Annotated in this window: 18 protein-coding genes; 16 read left to right on the top strand and 2 right to left on the bottom strand. The window is 28.4% G+C overall.

What is annotated here, in order from left to right; translation table 11 throughout:
* Positions 1–11: 11 nt before the first annotated feature.
* The gene (locus D3Z33_RS10870; protein ID WP_160197782.1) at positions 12–734 is read left to right on the top strand and encodes a Yip1 family protein; all 723 of its coding nucleotides are present in this window, start codon (positions 12–14) and stop codon (positions 732–734) included.
* Between the two features lie 49 nt (positions 735–783).
* The gene (locus tag D3Z33_RS10865; RefSeq protein ID WP_160197781.1) at positions 784–1,005 is read left to right on the top strand and encodes a hypothetical protein; all 222 of its coding nucleotides are present in this window, start codon (positions 784–786) and stop codon (positions 1,003–1,005) included.
* A 35-nt stretch (positions 1,006–1,040) separates the two neighbouring features.
* On the opposite strand, the gene D3Z33_RS10860 is transcribed toward D3Z33_RS10865, so the two are convergent.
* The gene (locus D3Z33_RS10860) at positions 1,041–1,217 is read right to left on the bottom strand and encodes a hypothetical protein (protein ID WP_160197780.1); all 177 of its coding nucleotides are present in this window, start codon (positions 1,215–1,217) and stop codon (positions 1,041–1,043) included.
* Positions 1,218–1,319: 102 nt separating this feature from the next.
* Here D3Z33_RS10860 and tsaD point away from each other — a divergent pair, with 102 nt between their 5' ends.
* Entirely contained in the window at positions 1,320–2,339 is a 1,020-nt protein-coding gene (gene tsaD, locus D3Z33_RS10855; protein ID WP_347561263.1) for a tRNA (adenosine(37)-N6)-threonylcarbamoyltransferase complex transferase subunit TsaD, read from the top strand.
* A 295-nt stretch (positions 2,340–2,634) separates the two neighbouring features.
* Here tsaD and D3Z33_RS10850 read toward each other — a convergent pair whose 3' ends face one another.
* Complete coding sequence (locus D3Z33_RS10850; protein WP_160197778.1) at positions 2,635–4,545, bottom strand: ABC-F family ATP-binding cassette domain-containing protein; 1,911 nt, start codon at positions 4,543–4,545, stop codon at positions 2,635–2,637.
* Positions 4,546–4,767: 222 nt separating this feature from the next.
* Here D3Z33_RS10850 and D3Z33_RS10845 point away from each other — a divergent pair, with 222 nt between their 5' ends.
* The 13 genes from D3Z33_RS10845 (at position 4,768) to groL (ending at position 20,336) form a co-directional block, all read left to right on the top strand.
* The gene (locus tag D3Z33_RS10845; protein WP_160197777.1) at positions 4,768–5,397 is read left to right on the top strand and encodes a redox-sensing transcriptional repressor Rex; all 630 of its coding nucleotides are present in this window, start codon (positions 4,768–4,770) and stop codon (positions 5,395–5,397) included.
* Between the two features lie 41 nt (positions 5,398–5,438).
* A complete protein-coding gene (locus D3Z33_RS10840) occupies positions 5,439–7,187 on the top strand; it encodes a sigma 54-interacting transcriptional regulator (RefSeq protein ID WP_160197776.1) in 1,749 nt (582 codons plus the stop codon).
* 320 nt (positions 7,188–7,507) lie between these two features.
* On the top strand, positions 7,508–8,647 hold the full coding sequence (locus tag D3Z33_RS10835; RefSeq protein WP_160197775.1) for an acyl-CoA dehydrogenase: 1,140 nt from the start codon (positions 7,508–7,510) through the stop codon (positions 8,645–8,647).
* A gap of 20 nt (positions 8,648–8,667) precedes the next feature.
* Positions 8,668–9,453, top strand: coding sequence for an electron transfer flavoprotein subunit beta/FixA family protein (locus tag D3Z33_RS10830; RefSeq protein ID WP_160197774.1), 786 nt, complete (start codon positions 8,668–8,670; stop codon positions 9,451–9,453).
* Positions 9,454–9,472: 19 nt separating this feature from the next.
* Positions 9,473–10,696: an electron transfer flavoprotein subunit alpha gene (locus D3Z33_RS10825; protein WP_160197773.1), complete on the top strand. Its 1,224-nt coding sequence runs from the start codon at positions 9,473–9,475 to the stop codon at positions 10,694–10,696.
* Positions 10,697–10,872: 176 nt separating this feature from the next.
* On the top strand, positions 10,873–12,954 hold the full coding sequence (locus D3Z33_RS10820; protein ID WP_160197772.1) for a methyl-accepting chemotaxis protein: 2,082 nt from the start codon (positions 10,873–10,875) through the stop codon (positions 12,952–12,954).
* A gap of 73 nt (positions 12,955–13,027) precedes the next feature.
* Positions 13,028–13,843 (top strand): hypothetical protein, encoded by an 816-nt coding sequence (locus tag D3Z33_RS10815; protein WP_160197771.1) that lies wholly within the window; start codon positions 13,028–13,030, stop codon positions 13,841–13,843.
* Between the two features lie 142 nt (positions 13,844–13,985).
* Positions 13,986–15,329, top strand: a complete 1,344-nt coding sequence (gdhA, locus tag D3Z33_RS10810; protein ID WP_160197770.1) for an NADP-specific glutamate dehydrogenase — start codon at positions 13,986–13,988, stop codon at positions 15,327–15,329.
* A gap of 103 nt (positions 15,330–15,432) precedes the next feature.
* Positions 15,433–16,317, top strand: coding sequence for a DNA-3-methyladenine glycosylase family protein (locus D3Z33_RS10805; protein ID WP_160197769.1), 885 nt, complete (start codon positions 15,433–15,435; stop codon positions 16,315–16,317).
* 14 nt (positions 16,318–16,331) lie between these two features.
* Entirely contained in the window at positions 16,332–17,024 is a 693-nt protein-coding gene (locus D3Z33_RS10800) for a DUF554 domain-containing protein (RefSeq protein ID WP_160197768.1), read from the top strand.
* Between the two features lie 67 nt (positions 17,025–17,091).
* Positions 17,092–18,189 carry an AI-2E family transporter gene (locus D3Z33_RS10795; protein WP_160197767.1) on the top strand — a complete coding sequence of 366 codons (1,098 nt, stop codon included), beginning with the start codon at positions 17,092–17,094 and terminating at the stop codon, positions 18,187–18,189.
* A gap of 196 nt (positions 18,190–18,385) precedes the next feature.
* Positions 18,386–18,667 carry a co-chaperone GroES gene (locus tag D3Z33_RS10790; RefSeq protein ID WP_130806008.1) on the top strand — a complete coding sequence of 94 codons (282 nt, stop codon included), beginning with the start codon at positions 18,386–18,388 and terminating at the stop codon, positions 18,665–18,667.
* Positions 18,668–18,698: 31 nt separating this feature from the next.
* Positions 18,699–20,336 carry a chaperonin GroEL gene (gene groL / locus D3Z33_RS10785; protein WP_160197766.1) on the top strand — a complete coding sequence of 546 codons (1,638 nt, stop codon included), beginning with the start codon at positions 18,699–18,701 and terminating at the stop codon, positions 20,334–20,336.
* Positions 20,337–20,363: the final 27 nt, after the last annotated feature.

The raw sequence follows: 20,363 nt of genomic DNA, 5'->3' as shown, positions 1-20,363 counted from the left end.
GGAGTGTTTTTATGAGTGATAATTTTAATGAATTTATAGATTATAGTGATGCACGTGAACTTACAATGAAAGAAAAGATAAAAGATGTATTTACAAATCCAAAAGAATTGTTTAAAAGCATAAAATTTTATCCGAATTTAAAATTGGCTATAATAATTATATTGGTAATTTCATTTTTAGCAGCATTTATTGAAATAAGTTCTACTGATTTTATAAATAGTATGATAGATAGTGCAAAACAAAGTGGCCAACCTATTCCAAGTGATTCTCAATTAGAAGTATATAAATACATGACAATTGCTTTAGCTGGAATAATGCCTTTAATTGTAATTGGTTTTAAAGCCTTTATGATAACAGGTCTTTCTGTACTTGTTGGAGGAGATGGAGATACAAAAGAAGGCATGCTTGTAACAAGTTATTCATATATACCTATAGTGCTTGGAACATTAATTTCTAGAACAATAATATATTTCACAAATTTTGATGTTTTTAAATTTAATTTAGCTCAGATATTACCTTCATCATTAGAAGGGACGCTATTTTTTGGAATAGCTTTGAGTATAGATATTTTTATAATATGGTATCTTGTACTATCATTTATTGGAACAAAATATATATTTGAAATTTCATATAAAAAGGCAATATTACCAGTACTTATTCCGTGGATTTTTTGGGTTATATTTTATGCAGGAGTTTATATTCTAACAAGTGGTGGTTTAAATATTGGAATATAATTTTCTAAAATAGTTATACTAAGGATATAACTATTTGGGAGATGATAAATTGAGCGATATAAATATGGCAAATAAAGATCAATTAAAAAATATAGCTGAGAGATGTAGTGAATATAATTTTGAAGAAAATGAAAATCTAAGGTCAGAAGTAAAGTCTATGGGGGAAGAGACTATTAGTTGTGAAAATTGCAAACATTTTAATGCAAATCATAAATGTAGTTTAAATCTTATAGATCAAATTTTATCAAGTATGGATGTAAAGTTAGATTAGGACACCTAATTAGGTGTCCTAATATTTTTTATTACTTATCTAAATTCATTTTTTCTTTTATCAAAATGAATTTTATCTCTTTTTGGATTTGTAAATTCATTCATATTGTTATAAAGAGATAAATCACCAAAGGCAGTTGCTTTATATACTTCTTTGAAAAAACTATTATTTTTATCTACACCATCATATCCTATATGTCTATTTTTTGGCATAAGATCACACTCCTTTTTAAAGTGATTAAAATTAGTTTTTGTAGAACTTGTTTATAATATTCAACATGGTATATAATTAAATTAAATAATTTTGGAGGGATAATTTTGAAAAATGTAATTACATTGGGAGTAGAAACGTCTTGTGATGAAACTTCAATAGCTATAGTTAAAAATGGACGAGAAGTTTTAACTAATAGAATATCTTCACAAATAGATCTTCATAAAAAATTTGGAGGAGTAGTTCCAGAAGTTGCTTCCAGAAAACATATTGAAACAATAGATTATATATTAGATGATGCTTTAAATGAAGCAAAGTTATCATTAAATGATATAGATAATATAGCAGTAACATATGGACCTGGTCTTGTAGGAGCTCTCTTAGTTGGGCTATCATATGCTAAAGCACTTAGTTTTGCATTAGATAAACCTTTAATAGGAGTTAATCATATAGAAGGTCATATTAGTGCAAATTATATAGAATATCCAGATCTTAAACCACCTTTTGTATGTCTTATAGTATCAGGTGGACATTCACATTTAGTTTATATAAAAGATTATGGGAAATATGAAATATTAGGTCGAACTCGAGATGATGCTGCAGGTGAAGCATTTGATAAAATAGCAAGAGCTATGAATTTAGGTTATCCAGGTGGTCCAATCATTGATGATTTAGCAAAAAAAGGAAATGAAGATGCAATAGATTTTCCAAGAAGTTATTTAGAGGAAGACAGCTTTGATTTTAGTTTCAGTGGTCTTAAGTCAGCAGTATTAAATTATCTTAATAGCATGAAGCAAAAAGGTGAAGATATAGTTGTAGAAGATGTTTGTGCAAGCTTTCAAAATGCTGTAATAGAGGTATTAGTTGATAAAACAGTTAAATTAGCTAATATGAAAAACTCTAAAATAATAGCTATAGCTGGAGGAGTAGCATCAAATAGTGGACTTCGTGAATTAATGAAGAAAAAAGCTGGAGAATATAATATAGAGGTTAAATATCCATCAAGACTATTATGTACTGATAATGCAGCTATGATTGCATCAGCTGGATATTACAATTATATAAATAATAAGTATTCTGACCTTAGTTTAAATGCAGTTCCAAATTTAAAACTTGGAGATTAGGTATTATGTTAACTTAAAAATTGAATTTTGACGAAAAATATAATAACATGACTTTTCCACAATGTTTACAGTTTTATCTACAAATTCTGTGGATAATGTGGAAAAGAACTCTGAAATAGATATGTTCTAAAAAAAAATGTTGATAAGTTTGGGGATTATGTGTATAAAATGTGGACTATTTGTATATAATTTTTAATTTATACCTAATTATATATAAACATATATAATTAGTACGCATGTTTGGTAAACAATAATCTTTTTTTAATGATAAATTAAGACAAAATGCTACTTTCTATTAATCTGAAAGTAGCATTTCCCATTCATTATATAAATGTTCTAATTTTTCATTTATTATTTTACTTTGTTTTATATTTTCAGTACTTTTTTCAGGATCTGAATATATTTCAGGTAAACACATATCATATTCTAATTGAATTAATTGTTTTTCATAATCAGAAATTTGTTTTTCTATTTCTTTAACTTTCTTTTTTTTCTTTTTTTCATTACGTATTTTTTCTTTTTGCTTTTTTTGTTCATTTTTTAATTGAGTTTTTGTTTTAGTAGGTTTATTTTCTTCAACATCTATTATTTCATTCTTTTTTTCAATATAGTAATCATAATTTCCTAGGTATTCTTCTAAACCTTCATTAGTTAATTCAAGTATTTTGTCTGTTACTTTATTTAGAAAATATCTATCATGAGATATTACAAATAAAGTGCCTGTATAATCTATTAAAGCATCTTCTAATGATTCCTTTGAATCAATATCTAAATGATTTGTTGGCTCGTCCATAAGTAGGAAATTAGCTTTAGAAAGCATTAGTTTCATAAGAGATAATCTGCTTTTTTCTCCACCACTAAGTGTAGATATTTCTTTGAATATATCATCACCAGTAAATAAAAATCTAGCTAAAATACTTCTAATAGTATAATGATCAAAGGATGGATTTTCATCCCAAATTTCATCTACTATTGTTTTATTATTATTTAAGTTTGTTTGTTCTTGGTCATAATATGCTGCATTTACTTTGTGACCAATATTTACTTTGCCACTATCTGCTTCTATGGTTTTTAATATTATATTGAAAAGTGTTGTTTTACCAACACCATTTGGTCCTATTAATCCTACTTTTTCTTCTCTATATATATTAAATGAAACATTTCCAAATAATTTATTTTCTCCAAAGGATTTTGATATTTCTTCTACTTTTAAAACATCATCGCCACTTTTTATTTTAGGATCAAATTTTATTTTGGAACGACCATCAATAGATTTAGGCTTATCTAAAACATTTATTTTATCAAGCATTTTTTGTCTGCTTTTAGATTGTCTAATGGCTCTTTTACCACCTAATGCAAGTTTTCTTATTTTTTCTTTTTCATCTTTTATTTCTTTTCTTTGATTTTCATAATCTTTAGTTTTTAGTTCTATTATTTTTTTTCTCTTTTTCATGAATGTACTATAATTACCATTATATATTTGAAGTTTTCTATTTTCTAATTCAAATATTTTAGTAACAGTAGAATCTAGAAAATATCTGTCATGAGAGATTATAATTGCAGCTCCATTATATTCTTTTATATATTTTTCTAACCAATTTATTGCATCAATATCTAGGTGATTAGTAGGCTCATCTAATAATAATAAATTTGGTTTTTTAAGTAATAGCTTTGCAAGTAGAACTCTTGATTTTTGACCACCACTTAAGTTATTTATGGGTTTGTAGAATTCTTCTTCTGAAAAACCAAGTCCCTTTAATACACCTTTAATTTCACTACTATATGCATATCCATTTTTTTCATTAAATTCTTCTGATAATCTAGAATATTTATTCATAAGTTTATCCATTTGTTCTAAGTTATCACATTTACTTTTTTCACTTATTTCTATTTCTAATTTTCTTATACTTTTTTCTAAATCAATAATATTTTTAAATTCTTCTAAAGCTTCATCATATACTGTTTTTTCACTTTCAAACAATGTATTTTGTTTTAAATAACCTAATTTAGTTTCATTTGCAATATATATTTCTCCACTATCCATAGAAATTTCATCTATTAGTATTTTAAAAAGTGTAGATTTTCCAGCACCATTTAATCCTACTAATCCTACTTTTTCTTTTTCATTTATTGCAAAAGATATACTTTCTAAAATTGGCTCTCCAATATAAGATTTATTTATATTATTGCATGATAAAATTATCATTTTTTTCACTCCTTATTTCTTATCCTATTATATATGATATTTTTTTTTTAGTACAGTTTTTAAAAATAGATATAATTGGGTATAGTATTAAGAATGGTAGATAACCTTTGATAATTATATAAAAATCTAGTATAATAATCTTAGTGCAAAATTTGACACATGCTGATATTATGTTATATAATTAACATATTTATAAATTTGAATGAATGAGAGGGATTAGAAATGAAAAATAAAAATGTTTCTATGGCTGTAATAAGAAGACTGCCGAAATATTATAGATATTTGTCTGAACTTCTAGAAAATGATATTAAAAGGATTTCATCAAAGGAGCTAAGTAAACTTACAGATTTTACTGCTTCTCAGATAAGACAAGATTTAAATAATTTTGGTGGGTTTGGACAACAAGGTTATGGTTATAATGTAGAAGATCTACAAAGAGAATTAGGGAAAATTTTAGGATTAGATAAAACATATCGTGCTGTACTAATAGGAGCAGGTAATTTAGGTCAAGCAATTGCAAATTACAGAGGGTTTTCAGATTCAGGATTTGAAATTTTAGGTATATTTGATAAAAATCCTAAAGTAACAGGAAAAAAATTAAGAGATGTAGAAGTTAAGGCTATGGAAGATATGGGTGATTTTATAAAAGAGAATGATATTGAAATAGGTATTATATGTACACCTAAAGAAGGTAGTCAAGAAATAGCTGATACTTTAGTAGAAAGTGGAGTTACAGGTATTTGGAACTTTGCTCCAGCAGATCTAAAAGTACCAGAAAACATAACAGTTGAAGATGTACATTTAAATGAGAGTTTATTTACATTATCTTATCTTTTAAAAGAGAAAAAATAAAGGCCGTCTTATAGATGGCCTTTTCTAATATGGAGGAAATTATGAGAGTAAATGATGTAATGACTAGAAATCCTATAACTATAAATCAAGATAAACAAATAATATATGCTACAAAATTAATGTATGATAATAAGATAGACTCTTTACCTGTATTAGATTCTAAAGGAGAACTTATAGGGATTTTTCAAAAAGAAAACTTGTATTATGCTATATCGAATAATATAGATTTAAATAGTGAAATTAAAGATATAATGAATAAGGACATCAAATGGATTTATCCAGATCAGGACACAGATAAAATATTAGATATGAATATGGGTAGGAATTTAGTATTAGATAAAGAAAATAATTTAGTAGGAGTTTTGACAAATACTGATTTATTAAAAGCATATTATAATACAAACAATGTAATTAATAGGAAGTTAGATACAGAAAAAAACTTAACTGGAACATTAAAGACCATATTAAACAATGCATATGATGGAATAGTTGTAATTGATAAAAGTAGAAAAATAACTATGATAAATCAGTCTTATGCAAAATTTTTGAATGTGGATAAAGATGATGTAATAGGAAAAGATGTTACAAATGTAATAGAAAATACAAGACTTCATGTAATACTTGATACAGGCGAATCAGAAATTGGAGAAATACAAAAAATAGGTTCAAGAAATATTGTAGCTATGAGAATACCAATTGTTGAAGATGGTAAAGTGGTTGGTGCTATAGGAAAAATCATGTTTAGAGACATACAACAGGTAAATTCACTTGCTAACAAGTTAAATGTTATTAAAAATGAACTTAAATATTATAAAAAAGAACTTATAAAAGAAAGAAGAGCTAAATATTCATTTGAAAATATTCCATCAAATAGTGATATTATGAATAAAGTAAAGTTACTTGCACAAAAATCTTCAAAAAGTAACTCTACAATACTTGTAGTAGGTGAGAGTGGAACAGGTAAAGAGTTATTTGCCCATTCTATTCATAATGCAAGTCCAAGAAAATTAAAACCATTTGTAAAAATGAATTGTGCTGCAATACCAGAGGATTTATTAGAATCAGAGTTATTTGGATATGAAGAAGGAGCTTTCACTGGTTCAAAAAAAGGTGGTAAAATAGGAAAATTTAAATTAGCTGATGGAGGTACTATTTTCTTAGATGAAATAGGAGATATGCCATTAAATATGCAAGCTAAGATACTTAGAGTTTTACAAGAAAAAGAATTGGAACCAATTGGTTCTAATAAGACACATCCAATTGATGTAAGGGTTATATCTGCTACGAATAAAGATTTAAGCAGTATGATTAGAAAAGGCGAATTTAGAGAAGATTTATATTATAGATTAAATGTTATAAAACTTAATATTCCTCCTTTAAGAGAAAGAAAAGAAGATTTAGATATTTTAATAGATATATTGTTAGAAAAACATAAAGGTGATGTAGGTAAATATATTAAGGGAATATCTGATGGGGCTAGGAATGTTTTAAAGACATATCATTGGCCTGGTAATGTAAGACAACTTGAAAATGTACTTGAAAGAGCTATAAATATTGTTGAGTCAGGATGTGAGATAGATATTCCTCATTTACCTGAATATATAAGAGGTAAAAATAATAATAATGAAGAAAGTAGTTTTTCATTAAAAAAAGCAGTAGAAATTACTGAGAGAAATACAATAATAAATGCCCTTGAACTTACAAGTGGAAATAGGGTACATGCAGCAAAGATACTAAATATTAGTAGGTCTTCATTATATGAAAAAATGGATAAATATAAGATAGAATAAAAGCTTAGGGAAACCTAAGTTTTTATTATGTCTTGATTTCCATACAGTGTATAAAATTTAACACACATCATCTTTGTCTTGTAATTAACAATAGTATTAGGGGTTTTTATTTTGAGTGTATAAGAAACAACACAGAATTAGTTATATAATTAACAATAAAATATAGTTATTATTTTTCAAGAAAAATTATATAACATAGTAATTTAAGCATTTAAATATAAAAAATGATAATTTTTTATCTATTGGCACGTATTATGCATTATAAATAGACGAAACGAAAAAGTAAATAATTGTTTTGTATATTTAAGGAGGGTAAAAAAATGAATTTCAGTCTAAATGACGAGCAAAAAATGATTAGAAAAGTCATGGAAGAGTTTTCTGAAAAAGAAGTTAAACCTATTGCAGCAGAAATAGATGAAACTGAAAGATATCCAAAAGAAACAGTTGAAAAAATGGTGAAAGCCAAAATGATGGGAATACCATTTCCTAAAGAGTATGGTGGAGCAGGTGGAGACGAAGTTGCTTATGCTATAGCAGTTGAAGAGCTATCTAAGAAATGCGGTACTACAGGTGTTATATTATCAGCACATACATCACTTGGTGCATGGCCAATATATAAATATGGTACAGAAGAACAAAAGCAAAAATATTTAAAACCTCTTGCAGAAGGAAAATCAATAGGAGCATTTGGTTTAACAGAGCCTAATGCTGGTACTGATGCAGCTGGTCAACAAACAGTTGCAAAATTAGAAGGAGACCATTATATATTAAATGGTTCAAAAGTATTTATTACAAATGGTGGCCAAGCAGATGTTTACATCATAATGGCTATGACTGATAAATTAAAGGGTACTCGCGGTATAAGTGCATTTATAGTTGAAGCAGACTATGAAGGATTTAAAATTGGTAAAAAAGAAGATAAATTAGGTATAAGAGCATCAGCTACAACAGAATTAATATTCCAAAATGTAAAAGTTCCTAAAGAAAACTTATTAGGTTCTGAAGGAAAAGGATTTAAAATAGCTATGTCTACTCTTGATGGAGGAAGAATTGGTATTGCTGCTCAAGCACTAGGAATTGCTCAAGGTGCTATGGATGAAGCAGTGAAATATGTAAAAGAAAGAGAACAGTTTGGTAGACCGATAGCAAAATTCCAAGGATTACAATGGATGATAGCAGAAATGGAAACTAAAATTAATGCAGCAAGATTACTTGTATATAATGCAGCAGATAAAAAGGCAAAAGGTCTTTCTTATGGAAAAGAAGCTGCTATGGCAAAACTTTATGCATCAGAAGTTGCAATGGAAGTTACTACAAAAGCAGTTCAATTACATGGTGGATATGGATATACAAAAGATTATCCAGTAGAAAGAATGATGAGAGATGCTAAGATTACAGAGATATATGAAGGAACTTCAGAAGTTCAAAAAATGGTTATAGCTGGAAATGTGTTAGCTTAAAAATGATAGGAGGAAAGAGGATGAATATTATTGTATGTATAAAGCAAGTTCCTGATACAAATGAAGTAAGAATAGACAAAAAAACAGGAACTCTTATAAGAGAAGGCGTTCCAAGTATAATAAATCCTGATGATAGAAATGCTTTGGAAGAAGCTTTAAGATTAAAAGATAAATATAATGCAAATGTAACTGTACTAACTATGGGACCACCTCAAGCAAAATTAGCTCTAAAAGAAGCTTTAGCTATGGGTGCAGATGATGCTATATTATTAAGTGATAGAGCGTTTGCTGGAGCAGACACTTGGGCAACATCTACTACCCTTGCTGGAGCAATAAAGAGATTAGGTAATTTTGATATCATATTCTGTGGAAGACAAGCAATAGATGGTGATACAGCACAAGTTGGACCACAAATTGCAGAGCATCTTGATTTGCCACAAATAACTTATGTTGAAAAATTAGACGTGGAAGGAGATGCAGTAATAGCTCATAGAGCAATAGAAGATGGATATTATAAAGTAAAGACAAATATGCCAGTACTTCTTACTGCAATAGGTGAATTAAATGAACCTAGATATCCTTCAATTAGAGGAATATATGATGCATTTAGAGAAAAGGAAATAAAAGTATGGTCATTAGATGACATAATAGTTGATAATACACAAATAGGACTTAAAGGATCTCCAACACAGGTTAAAAAGTCATTTACACCTGCTACAAAAGGTGCTGGAGAAAAATTAGAAGGAACAACTGAAGAAAAAGTAAGAAATTTAATAGTTAGACTTAAAGAAAGACAAATAATATAAAACCAAAGGAGGGACAATAATGGCTATAAGAGTAATAACAGACAAATGTATTGGTTGTGGAATATGCGTAAAAGTATGTCCATTTGATGCTATAGATATGATTGATAAAAAAGCAACTATAAAGGATAATTGTACACTTTGTGGACAATGTGTTGAAGCTTGTCCAGTGGATGCAATAGTTAAAGATGAAGAAGAGGTACAAAGTAAAATTAATATAGATGACTATAAAGGAGTATGGGTATTTGCAGAGCAAAGATCTGGTGAAGTATTAAATGTTTCTATAGAGCTCCTTGGTGAAGGAAGAAAAATAGCAGATAAACGTGGAGTAGAATTAAGTGCTGTATTATTAGGTAAAGATTTAGATGAAAACGCTGAAAAGCTAGTTAAATATGGTGCAGATAAAGTTCTAAAAGTAGATCATGAAAAATTAGAAAATTATACTACTGATGCTTATGCTAAGGTAATATCTGATCTTATAGAAGATAAAAAGCCTGAAATAATGTTGATAGGTGCTACAACAATTGGTAGAGATTTAGGACCAAGAGTATCAGCTAAAGTAGCTACAGGACTTACAGCAGATTGTACTCGCTTAGAAATAGATGAAGAAGATGGAAAATTACTTCAAACACGTCCAGCGTTTGGTGGAAATTTAATGGCTACAATAGTTTGTCCAAATAACAGACCACAAATGTCTACAGTTAGACCTGGAGTTATGGAAAAAGCTAAGTACAATGAAAATGCAGTAGGAACTATAGAAAATATTGAAGTAGCATTTAAAGATGGAGATCTTAAAACAGAAGTATTAGAAATAGTAAAATCTGAAAAAGAAACAGTAGCTCTTGATGAAGCTCCAATAATTGTTGCTGGTGGTAGAGGAGTTCAAACAATTGAAGGATTTGAATTACTTGAAAAATTATCAGAAAAATTAGGTGGAGTAGTAGGAGCATCTCGTGCAGCAGTAGATGAAGGATGGATTGAGCATTCTCATCAAGTAGGTCAAACTGGAACTACAGTAAGACCAAAATTATATATTGCAGCAGGAATATCAGGTGCTATACAGCATTTAGCTGGTATGCAATCTTCTGATTGTATTGTAGCAATAAATAAAAATCCTGATGCACCAATATTTAAAGTTGCAGACTATGGTATTGTAGGAGACTTATTTGAAGTAATTCCAGAATTATTAGAAGCTCTTGACAATGTAGATGATATAGTTACAGCTTTAAAGGCAGTAGAATCTTAAATTAAGGCAGTTGATTTCTAAAAGTTACAGCTGACCAAAAATAATTTTTAAATAGTCTAGTTAATTTTAACTAGACTATTTTTTATGTAAAAAGTGATATGTATTTATTAAAATATTTTAATAACATTAAAAAAAGTACGAAATATGTCGATATATATAATGGAGGTGGGGAAAAATTGAAACAATTCAAAAAAATATTATCAAAATTTAAACAAGGGGGTAAAGGTGAAAAGAAAAAAAGAATAGGAAAAAAGAGCTTAACTAAAAAACTGGTAACATTAATAATAGTAATAATACTTTTAACAGTAGTGTTTATTGGGAGTTCTTCTTTTTTAGTGACTGTTAACTCATTAAAAGGTGAGTTACAAGATACATCAAAAATATTCACAAAAGAAGTAAAAAGCACTATGGATAAGTATTTTTCAAGTTATGAAAAGAGTTTAAATATTATATCAAATGATCCAAGTCTTACAAATATAGATTTGGCAGAAGAAAATAGTGAATTAAGTGAAGAGCAAATATCTAAAATTTCAAATTCATTAGAAAGATATTATAATACATATAATGAAATAATAAGTATATATTTTGGAGACACAAATGGTGGTTTTTATGATTTTCCTATAACTGACTTAGGAGAATCTTCTTATGATCCAACTACAAGACCATGGTATAACTTGGCAAAAGAGTCTAATGGTTTAGTCTGGAATGAACCTTATGTAGACGCAGATACAAAAGATACAATAATAACTCTTTCTAACCCTGTATACAATGGAGATAAACTCGTTGGAGTAATAGCTATTGACCTGTCTTTAAATGTTATAAATGAAAGGTTAGCTGAGATAGATTTTGGTGAAAATACTCAACTAGTCTTATTAGATAAAAATAATAATATAATGACACATCCAAATAGTGAATTGATTGGTAAGGAAATCCCTGTTGAAAAACTAAAAAAAGCTGTAGAGAAAGATAAGTCAGGTTTAGTAGAATATTCAATGGAAGAAGAAGGAAAAGAACTAGATAAATTTACAACATTTGATACAATAGATAGATTAGATTGGAAAGTTTTAAATGCTACATATATGAATGAAATAAAAGATGAAGTTAATAAAATACTTATTTATACAATAGAAATAGCTCTAGTTGTATTATTAATAGGAAGTATAATAGCAATAATCTTTTCTAGAAGAATAACAAAACCTATAAATAAGTTAGTAACTGATATGGAAAAAGTGAAAAAAGGTGATTTTACTGTGCGATCAGATGTAAAATCTAATGATGAAATTGGAATATTATCTGATACATTTAATTTGATGATAGAAGAAGTTAAAAACCTTATAAAAGGTTCAAAAAATGTATCTATGGAAGTAATCAGTTCTTCTCAAGAATTAGCAGCTACATCGGAGCAAACTAGTGCATCTGCTGAAGAAGTAGCTCGTACAGTAGAAGAGATAGCGAAGGGAGCATCTGAGCAAGCAGGAGATGCAGAAACGGGAGCACAGATGGTTTCAGGATTTGGAGATAAAATAAACGAGCTTGTGACAAGTAGTGAACAGATAATGAATTCTACTAATGATGTAATGGATTTAAATATAAGTGGTGTAGAAGCAGTAGAAACATTAAAGAATGAAAATATAGAAAATAAGACTACTACAGAAAACATAGAAAAAGCAGTACTTGAATTAAATGATAAATCTAAAAACATAGGAAATATATTAGAAACTATTACATCAATAGCAGAACAGACAAATTTACTTGCATTAAATGCATCTATAGAAGCTGCAAGAGCAGGAGAGCATGGAAAAGGATTTGCAGTTGTTGCAAATGAAATAAGACAACTTGCAGAAGGGTCTGGAAAAGCAGCAGATGAAATAAGAGAAATAATAGTTGGAATTCAAACTCAAAGTAAAAACACAGTAAATGTTATGAATGATGTAAAAGAAAGTTCAGTTAAACAAGGTAATGCAGTAGGTAAAGTAAATGATAGTTTTGGAAAAATATCATACAAAATTGACGATATATCAAGCAGAATTGAAGGAATGAATGATGCTATAAAATCTATAGAAAGTGGAAAAGATAAATTAATAGATTCTATACAAAATATATCATCTGTATCAGAAGAGACAGCTGCAGCTTCAGAAGAAGTTAGTGCTTCAATGCAACAACAAACATCTGCAGTGGAACAAGTAGCAGTACTTGCTAATAATTTAAATAGTTTAGCAGATAAGCTAAATAGTGAAATTGATAGATTTAAAATATAAATTTAAAAGGAATTAGCATATGCTGATTCCTTTTGTTATAATATTCTATATCTAAAAATTTGAGGTGATTTATTTGAAGGTTTATGCCTTAGTAGGAGAAAGTGGAACAGGAAAGAGCTATAAAGCTATAAATGTTGCAAAAGATAAAAAAATTAAATATATATTGGATGATGGATTACTTATAAAAGGAGCAAAAGTAATGGCAGGTAAATCTGCTAAAAGAGAAAGTTCAACTATTAGTGCAGTGAAAAGAGCATTATTTATGGACGATGATCATAAAAAAGAAGTAATGGAGGTATTAAAAGCAGGTGCTCTAGATAAAATTTTAATACTTGGTACTTCAGATAAAATGGTAGAAAGAATTGCAAATACATTAGAACTTCCTAAAATATCTGAAAGAATTTATATAGATCAAATATCTAAAAAAGAAGAAATACTAATTGCAAAAAAATCTAGACAAAAAGAAGGAAAGCATATAATCCCAGTACCTACATTTGAAGTTAAAAAAGATTTTTCAGGATATTTTATTGATACACTTAAAATATTTAGAAGAAAAGATGAAAAAAATAAAGAAGATGTTTATGAAAAAACTGTAGTACGACCTACATTTAGTTATTTTGGTAAATATACTATATCCAATGGAGTACTTAAAGATTTAATAAAAATTGCAGGATACAAATTATCTAATGTAGAAAGAATAAATAATATTTATATAAAAAATAACATTCATGGTATAGAAATAAATGTAGATATAAATATTAATAAATTAGAAGTCTTACCTTCATTTATAGAGAAGTTACAAAGATATATAATTGAAGAAATAGAGTATACTACTTCTTTAAATGTATTAAGTGTTAATGTTAATATAAAAAAAGTTATGAATCCTTAATATTTATTTACAAAAAAAATTTCTTATGTTATCATAAGATTGTATTGAAAGGCAATATTCGTGAAAAGGTTTTCATAATTTGAGTTTGGTTAATATAGTTACATAATATATTAATAGTTCAAAAAAAGGGAGGAGTTTTTTAATGTCTTATGTAGAAGAGGTAATTGAGAAAGTAAAGCAGAGGAATGCAGATGAACCAGAATTTATTCAAACAATAGAAGAGGTTTATAGTACATTAGAACCAGTATTAGAAAATCATCCAGAATATGTTGAAGCAAATATATTAGAAAGAATGGCTGAACCTGAAAGACAAATATCTTTTAAAGTAGCTTGGCAAGATGATGAAGGTAAAATTCAAGTTAATCGTGGTATGAGAGTTCAATTTAACGGAGCAATAGGACCATATAAAGGTGGATTAAGATTCCATCCATCAGTATATTCAGGTATTATAAAGTTTTTAGGATTTGAACAAACATTTAAAAATTCACTTACAGGTCTTCCAATGGGTGGAGGTAAAGGTGGTTCTGATTTTGACCCAAGAGGTAAATCTGATCGTGAAATAAGAAATTTCTGTGAAGCTTATATGACTGAATTATATAGACATATTGGACCAGATGTAGATATTCCAGCAGGGGACATAGGTGTAAGTGCTAGAGAAATAGGATATTTATATGGACAATATAGAAGAATAAGAGGCGCATTTGAAAACGGGGTTATAACAGGTAAAGGATTATCATATGGTGGAAGTTTAATAAGACCAGAAGCAACAGGTTTTGGTGCTGCATACTTTATGAATGAAATATTAAATTATCATGGAGATACATTTGAAGGCAAAACAGTATCTATTTCTGGATTTGGTAATGTGTCTTGGGGTATAGTTCAAAAAATAAATGAACTAGGTGGAAAAGTAGTTACACTTTCAGGACCAGATGGGTATATTTATGATCCAGATGGAGTAACTGGAGAAGAAAAAATAAACTACATGGTTGAAATGAGAATGTCAGGTAGAGATAAAGTAAAAGATTATGCTGATAAATTTGGAGTAGAGTATTTTGAAGGAGAAAAACCATGGGGTGTTAAAGTTGATATAGCAATGCCTTGTGCAACTCAAAATGAAGTGCATATGGAAGATGCTAAGAAAATGGTAGAAAATGGATTAAAATACTACTGTGAAGTGTCAAATATGCCTACAACAAATGATGCACTTAAATATTTACAAGAACAAGGATTAATAGTAGGTCCTTCAAAAGCAGCAAATGCTGGTGGAGTTGCATGTTCTGGACTTGAAATGGCACAAAATAGCTTAAGATTATCATGGACAGAAGAAGAAGTAGACCAAAATTTAAAAAAGATAATGAAAGATATACATGAAAATGCTCGTTTTGCAGCAGAACAAAATGGATTTGGATATAATCTAGTTGCTGGTGCAAATATTGCAGGATTCTTAAAAGTAGCAGAAGCAATGATGGCACAAGGAATATATTAATATATAAAGGTCCCTTTAAAAGGGACCTTTTACTATTGTATAGGTTTAAAAATATCCTATTAGGGTAATTATCTTAGGTAAAGAAATAGGAGGTAATTGTAAAATGAGCTATGAATTAATAGAACAAAATGATAAAATCATAATAAAAGATATAAAGAATTTTGAGCCTAAACATATATTTGAGTGTGGCCAAGCATTTAGATGGCATGTAGAAGATGATGGAAGTTATACTATAGTTGCTTATGGAAAGATACTTAATATAAAAAAAGAAGGTAATGATGCAGTATTTTCCAATACTAATAAAGAAGATTTTAAAAGTATTTGGTATTATTATTTTGATTTACATAGGGATTATGATGAAATTAAAAAAGAATTATCAAAAGATCCTATACTGGAAAAAGCTATTAAATTTGGAGAAGGAATGAGAATATTAAATCAAGATGAATGGGAAATACTCATTTCTTTTATTACATCAGCAAATAATATGATTTCTAGAATAAAGAAATCATTAAATTTATTAAGTGAAAAATATGGAGAATTTATAGGAGAATATAGAGGAAATAAATATTATAGTTTTCCTACAGCAAATAGTTTAAATAAATTATCAGTAGAAGATATAAAAGAATGTGGCTTAGGATTTAGGGCTAAATATATATTATCAGCTGCTAATATAGTTGATAGAAGAGAGATGGATATTTATGCTATAAAGAATATGCCTACAGATGATGCAAGAAAAAATCTTTTAATATTTCCAGGAGTGGGACCTAAAGTAGCAGATTGTATAATGTTATTTTCTATGGAGAAATCAGATGCATTTCCAATAGATGTATGGGTTAAAAGGGTTATGGAGTATTTTTATTTAGAGGAAGATACAAAACTTAAACTTATACAAGAGTATGGCCAAGAAAAATTTGGAGAGTTAGCAGGATTTGCACAACAATATCTATTTTATTATGCACGAGAATTAGGTATAGGTAAGAAAAAATAAGGAGTTGATGTAGATTGATAGGTACTATAGTTAATTTCCTTGCTATATTGTTAGGAGGAATAATAGGTGTAAGTATTAAAGAAGGATTAAAAGAAAATTATAAAGAAATAATAATGGATTCACTTGCACTTATTGTAATAGTAATAGGCCTTACATCTGCTCTTAAAAGTGAAAGTATTCTTACTATGATATTTAGTCTGATAATAGGAGTAATTATAGGTGAAAGTTTAAAAATAGATAAAAAGTTAAATAAAATAGGAGAATTCTTAGAAAGAAAGTTTGGGAGAAGTGATTCAAATTTTTCCAAAGGGTTTGTAACGACTTCCTTGATATTTTGTGTAGGTGCTATGGCTATAGTTGGTTCACTTGAAAGTGGATTAACAGGAAATCACAATACACTCTATGCAAAATCAGTAATAGATGGTATAACATCTATAGTATTTGCATCTACACTTGGAATAGGAGTAGCATTTTCTAGTTTTGCTGTATTTTTGTATCAAGGTACTATAACAATATTAGCATCATTTTTAACTGATTTTTTAATAGATTCAGTAGTTTTAGAAATGTCAGCTGTAGGTGGAATTCTTATATCAGCTATTGGAATAAATATATTAGGATTAAAAGAGATAAAGGTAAGTAATATGCTTCCAGCAATTTTTTTACCTTTAGTATTTTATATTGTTAAATTAATATATCTTAGCATTTAAGTTATATCATTTTTAATATATATAATATATAATAGAAGGAAGAATAAATATTTGAAGGGGAGTAGCGATGAACAAAAAGAAAGTTGTTTCATATTTAAATTTTCTACCACTAATTATATTATCTATACTTTTGTTTAAATTTATAGATAATCCATATTCACTTCTTGATTTTATTAATGTTTTAAGTCCATTTTTAATTGCATTTAGTATAGCCTACCTTTTAAATCCTTTAGTTATATATATTGAAAAATCATTTAAGATTAATAGGTTAGGAAGTATATTCTTTTCTTATATTATAGTACTTGGGATACTAGTGTTTTTAATTGCTATAGTAACTCCAAATATAATTAAGAGTATAACTACACTTATAGATAATACACCAACTTATGTAAAAAATATTCAGGAATTTATTGAATATAATATAACTAAATTTGAAATATTAAGTAATAGTATTGCAACTGAAAATTTAGAAAAAATACTATTAGATTCACTGGCTAAAATAACAGAATTAGCTAATTTAGCAGTTAATCAGGTTGTATTTCAAGCTATAAATGTAACAGCTTTCTTACTTAAAATAGTTTTATCTATAGTTATATCAATATACATGCTTAAAGATAAAGAAAATTTCAAAAGACAAATTAAAAGATTACTTTATTCCATCCTAAGTTATACCAATGCTACTAAGATAATAGAATTAGGTAGAGATGTAAATAGAGTATTTTCTAGATATTTAGTAGGAAAACTTATAGATTCATTAATAGTATCAATAATATGTTTTTTAGTATTATTTTTAGTAGTAAAAGCTCCATTTGCTATGTTACTAAGTGTTATTGTAGGAATCACTAATATGATACCTTATTTTGGTCCATTTATTGGAGCAGTACCTGCTATTATTATCACACTTTTCAGCTCTCCAATAAAAGCATTGTGGGTTGCAATAACTATACTTGTTATCCAACAATTTGATGGTTTATATTTAGGGCCTAAAATTTTAGGAGATCATGTAGGAGTCAAACCTTTTTGGATAATCTCTGCAATTACTATTGGTGGTGCTTTATTTGGATTTATGGGTATGCTTTTAGGGGTACCTGTTGTTGCAGTACTTAGACTTTTAGTAATGAGATTTGTAGATAAGAGGTTAAAAAATAATAATATTAATATTTAAACAAAACAAGAGAAAAACCAAGAAAAAGATAGATTTTATGAGTTAATACTAAATAAATCAAAATAATCTACAATTATTTGCTATATTTAGATTTGCATATAATAGTACAAAATTGTACTATTATATTTGTAAGGATTAGCACTCACACCTAATGAGTGCTAATAATAAAAACAGGATATATTCAAGGAGGGTAATTATGAATTTAAAGCCATTAGGAGATAGGTTAGTTATTAAAAAGATAGAAGCTCAAGAGAAAACTAAAAGTGGTATAGTATTACCAAACTCAGCGCAGGAACAACCACAAATTTCAGAAATTTTAGCATTAGGCGATGGAATAACATCAGATGATAAAAAGAAAGACACAATAAAGGTAGGCGATAAAGTTATAGCTTCTAAATTTTCAGGTACAGAAGTTAAACTTGATGGTGAAGAATATACAATTATTAAATTGAATGATGTATTAGCAATTGTTGAATAAAGCTTAAAAAATATAAAGGAGTGATTATTTAATGGCTAAACAAATTAGATTTGGAGAAGAAGCCCGCCGTTCAATGGAGAAGGGTATAAATAAATTAGCAGATACAGTAAAAGTTACATTAGGACCTAAAGGAAGAAATGTAGTACTTGATAAAAAGTTTGGTTCACCTTTAATTACTAATGATGGTGTTACTATTGCTCGTGAAATTGAGTTAAAAGATGCATATGAAAATATGGGAGCACAACTTGTTAAAGAAGTAGCTACAAAAACAAATGATGTTGCAGGAGATGGAACAACTACTGCTACTTTACTTGCTCAAGCAATGATAAGAGAAGGACTTAAAAATGTTGCAGCTGGAGCAAACCCTATGATTCTTAAAAAAGGAATACATAAAGCTGTAGAAACTTCAGTAGAAGAAATCAAAAACATCTCAAAAATTGTAGAAGGAAAAGATGCTATAGCACAAGTTGCATCTATTTCGGCAGATGATGAAACTATTGGAAAATTAATAGCAGAAGCTATGGAGAAAGTAGGAAAAGATGGCGTTATAACTGTTGAAGAATCACGTTCAATGGGTACTACTCTAGACGTAGTTGAAGGTATGCAATTTGACAGAGGGTATTTATCACCATATATGGTAACAGATACTGAAAAGATGGAAGCATCTTTAGAAGAACCATATATTTTAATTACAGATAAAAAGATAACTAATATTCAAGAAATATTACCAGTACTTGAACAAATAGTTCAACAAGGAAAGCAATTACTTATAATTGCAGAGGATATAGAAGGAGAGGCATTAGCAACTCTTGTAGTAAATAAGATTAGAGGTACATTTAACTGTGTAGCAATAAAAGCACCAGGATTTGGTGATAGAAGAAAAGAAATGTTAAGAGATATTGCTATACTTACAGGTGGAGAAGTTATTTCTGAAGAATTAGGATATGATATAAAGGAAACTACATTAGATATGTTAGGTTCTGCATCTACTGTTAGAATAGACAAAGATAACACTACGATAGTAAGTGGAAATGGTAATGAAAATGAAATTGCTAATAGAGTAAATGAAATAAAAGCTCAAATTGAAGGATCAGATTCTGAGTTTGATACTGAAAAGCTTCAAGAAAGACTTGCAAAACTTGCAGGAGGAGTAGCAGTTATACAAGTTGGAGCAGCTACAGAAACAGAACTTAAAGAAAGAAAATTAAGAATAGAAGATGCATTAGCTGCAACACGTGCTGCAGTAGAAGAAGGAATAGTACCTGGTGGTGGAACAGCTCTAATAAATGCTGTACCAAAAGTAAAAGAGCTTGTGAAAAATACTAAAGGTGATGAAAGAACTGGAGTTAATATAGTGCTTCGTTCACTTGAAGAACCAGTAAGACAAATTTGTGAAAATGCAGGGCTTGAAGGTTCAGTTATAGTTGAAAAAGTAAAAACAAGTGATAAAGGTATTGGATTTGATGCATTAAATGAAGAGTATGTTGACATGATAGCTTCTGGTATAGTTGATCCAACAAAAGTAACAAGATCAGCATTACAAAATGCTGCATCAGTATCAGCAATGGTACTTACTACAGAATCTGTAGTAGCAGATGAAGAAGATGAGGACGATATGCCAGCAGGCGGCGGAATGCCAGGCGGTATGGGCGGAATGCCAATGATGTAATAAAAAAATCTGGGTTAACCCAGATTT

This window comes from Senegalia massiliensis (assembly GCF_009911265.1).
GTDB classification, from domain to species: Bacteria; Bacillota; Clostridia; order Tissierellales; family SIT17; genus Anaeromonas; species Anaeromonas massiliensis_A.
Note: the sequence above shows the minus strand (reverse complement) of the source record. Positions and strands in the feature narration are given on the sequence as shown.

Bases quoted from the DNA above. Each gene is read 5' to 3' on its own strand.
- D3Z33_RS10870 (WP_160197782.1), top strand. From the start codon at position 12: ATGAGTGATAATTTTAATGAATTTATAGATTATAGTGATGCACGTGAA.
- D3Z33_RS10860 (WP_160197780.1), bottom strand. From the start codon at position 1,217: ATGCCAAAAAATAGACATATAGGATATGATGGTGTAGATAAAAATAAT.
- D3Z33_RS10850 (WP_160197778.1), bottom strand. From the start codon at position 4,545: ATGATAATTTTATCATGCAATAATATAAATAAATCTTATATTGGAGAG.
- D3Z33_RS10845 (WP_160197777.1), top strand. From the start codon at position 4,768: ATGAAAAATAAAAATGTTTCTATGGCTGTAATAAGAAGACTGCCGAAA.
- D3Z33_RS10840 (WP_160197776.1), top strand. From the start codon at position 5,439: ATGAGAGTAAATGATGTAATGACTAGAAATCCTATAACTATAAATCAA.
- D3Z33_RS10835 (WP_160197775.1), top strand. From the start codon at position 7,508: ATGAATTTCAGTCTAAATGACGAGCAAAAAATGATTAGAAAAGTCATG.
- D3Z33_RS10830 (WP_160197774.1), top strand. From the start codon at position 8,668: ATGAATATTATTGTATGTATAAAGCAAGTTCCTGATACAAATGAAGTA.
- D3Z33_RS10825 (WP_160197773.1), top strand. From the start codon at position 9,473: ATGGCTATAAGAGTAATAACAGACAAATGTATTGGTTGTGGAATATGC.
- gdhA (WP_160197770.1), top strand. From the start codon at position 13,986: ATGTCTTATGTAGAAGAGGTAATTGAGAAAGTAAAGCAGAGGAATGCA.
- D3Z33_RS10805 (WP_160197769.1), top strand. From the start codon at position 15,433: ATGAGCTATGAATTAATAGAACAAAATGATAAAATCATAATAAAAGAT.
- D3Z33_RS10795 (WP_160197767.1), top strand. From the start codon at position 17,092: ATGAACAAAAAGAAAGTTGTTTCATATTTAAATTTTCTACCACTAATT.
- D3Z33_RS10790 (WP_130806008.1), top strand. From the start codon at position 18,386: ATGAATTTAAAGCCATTAGGAGATAGGTTAGTTATTAAAAAGATAGAA.
- groL (WP_160197766.1), top strand. From the start codon at position 18,699: ATGGCTAAACAAATTAGATTTGGAGAAGAAGCCCGCCGTTCAATGGAG.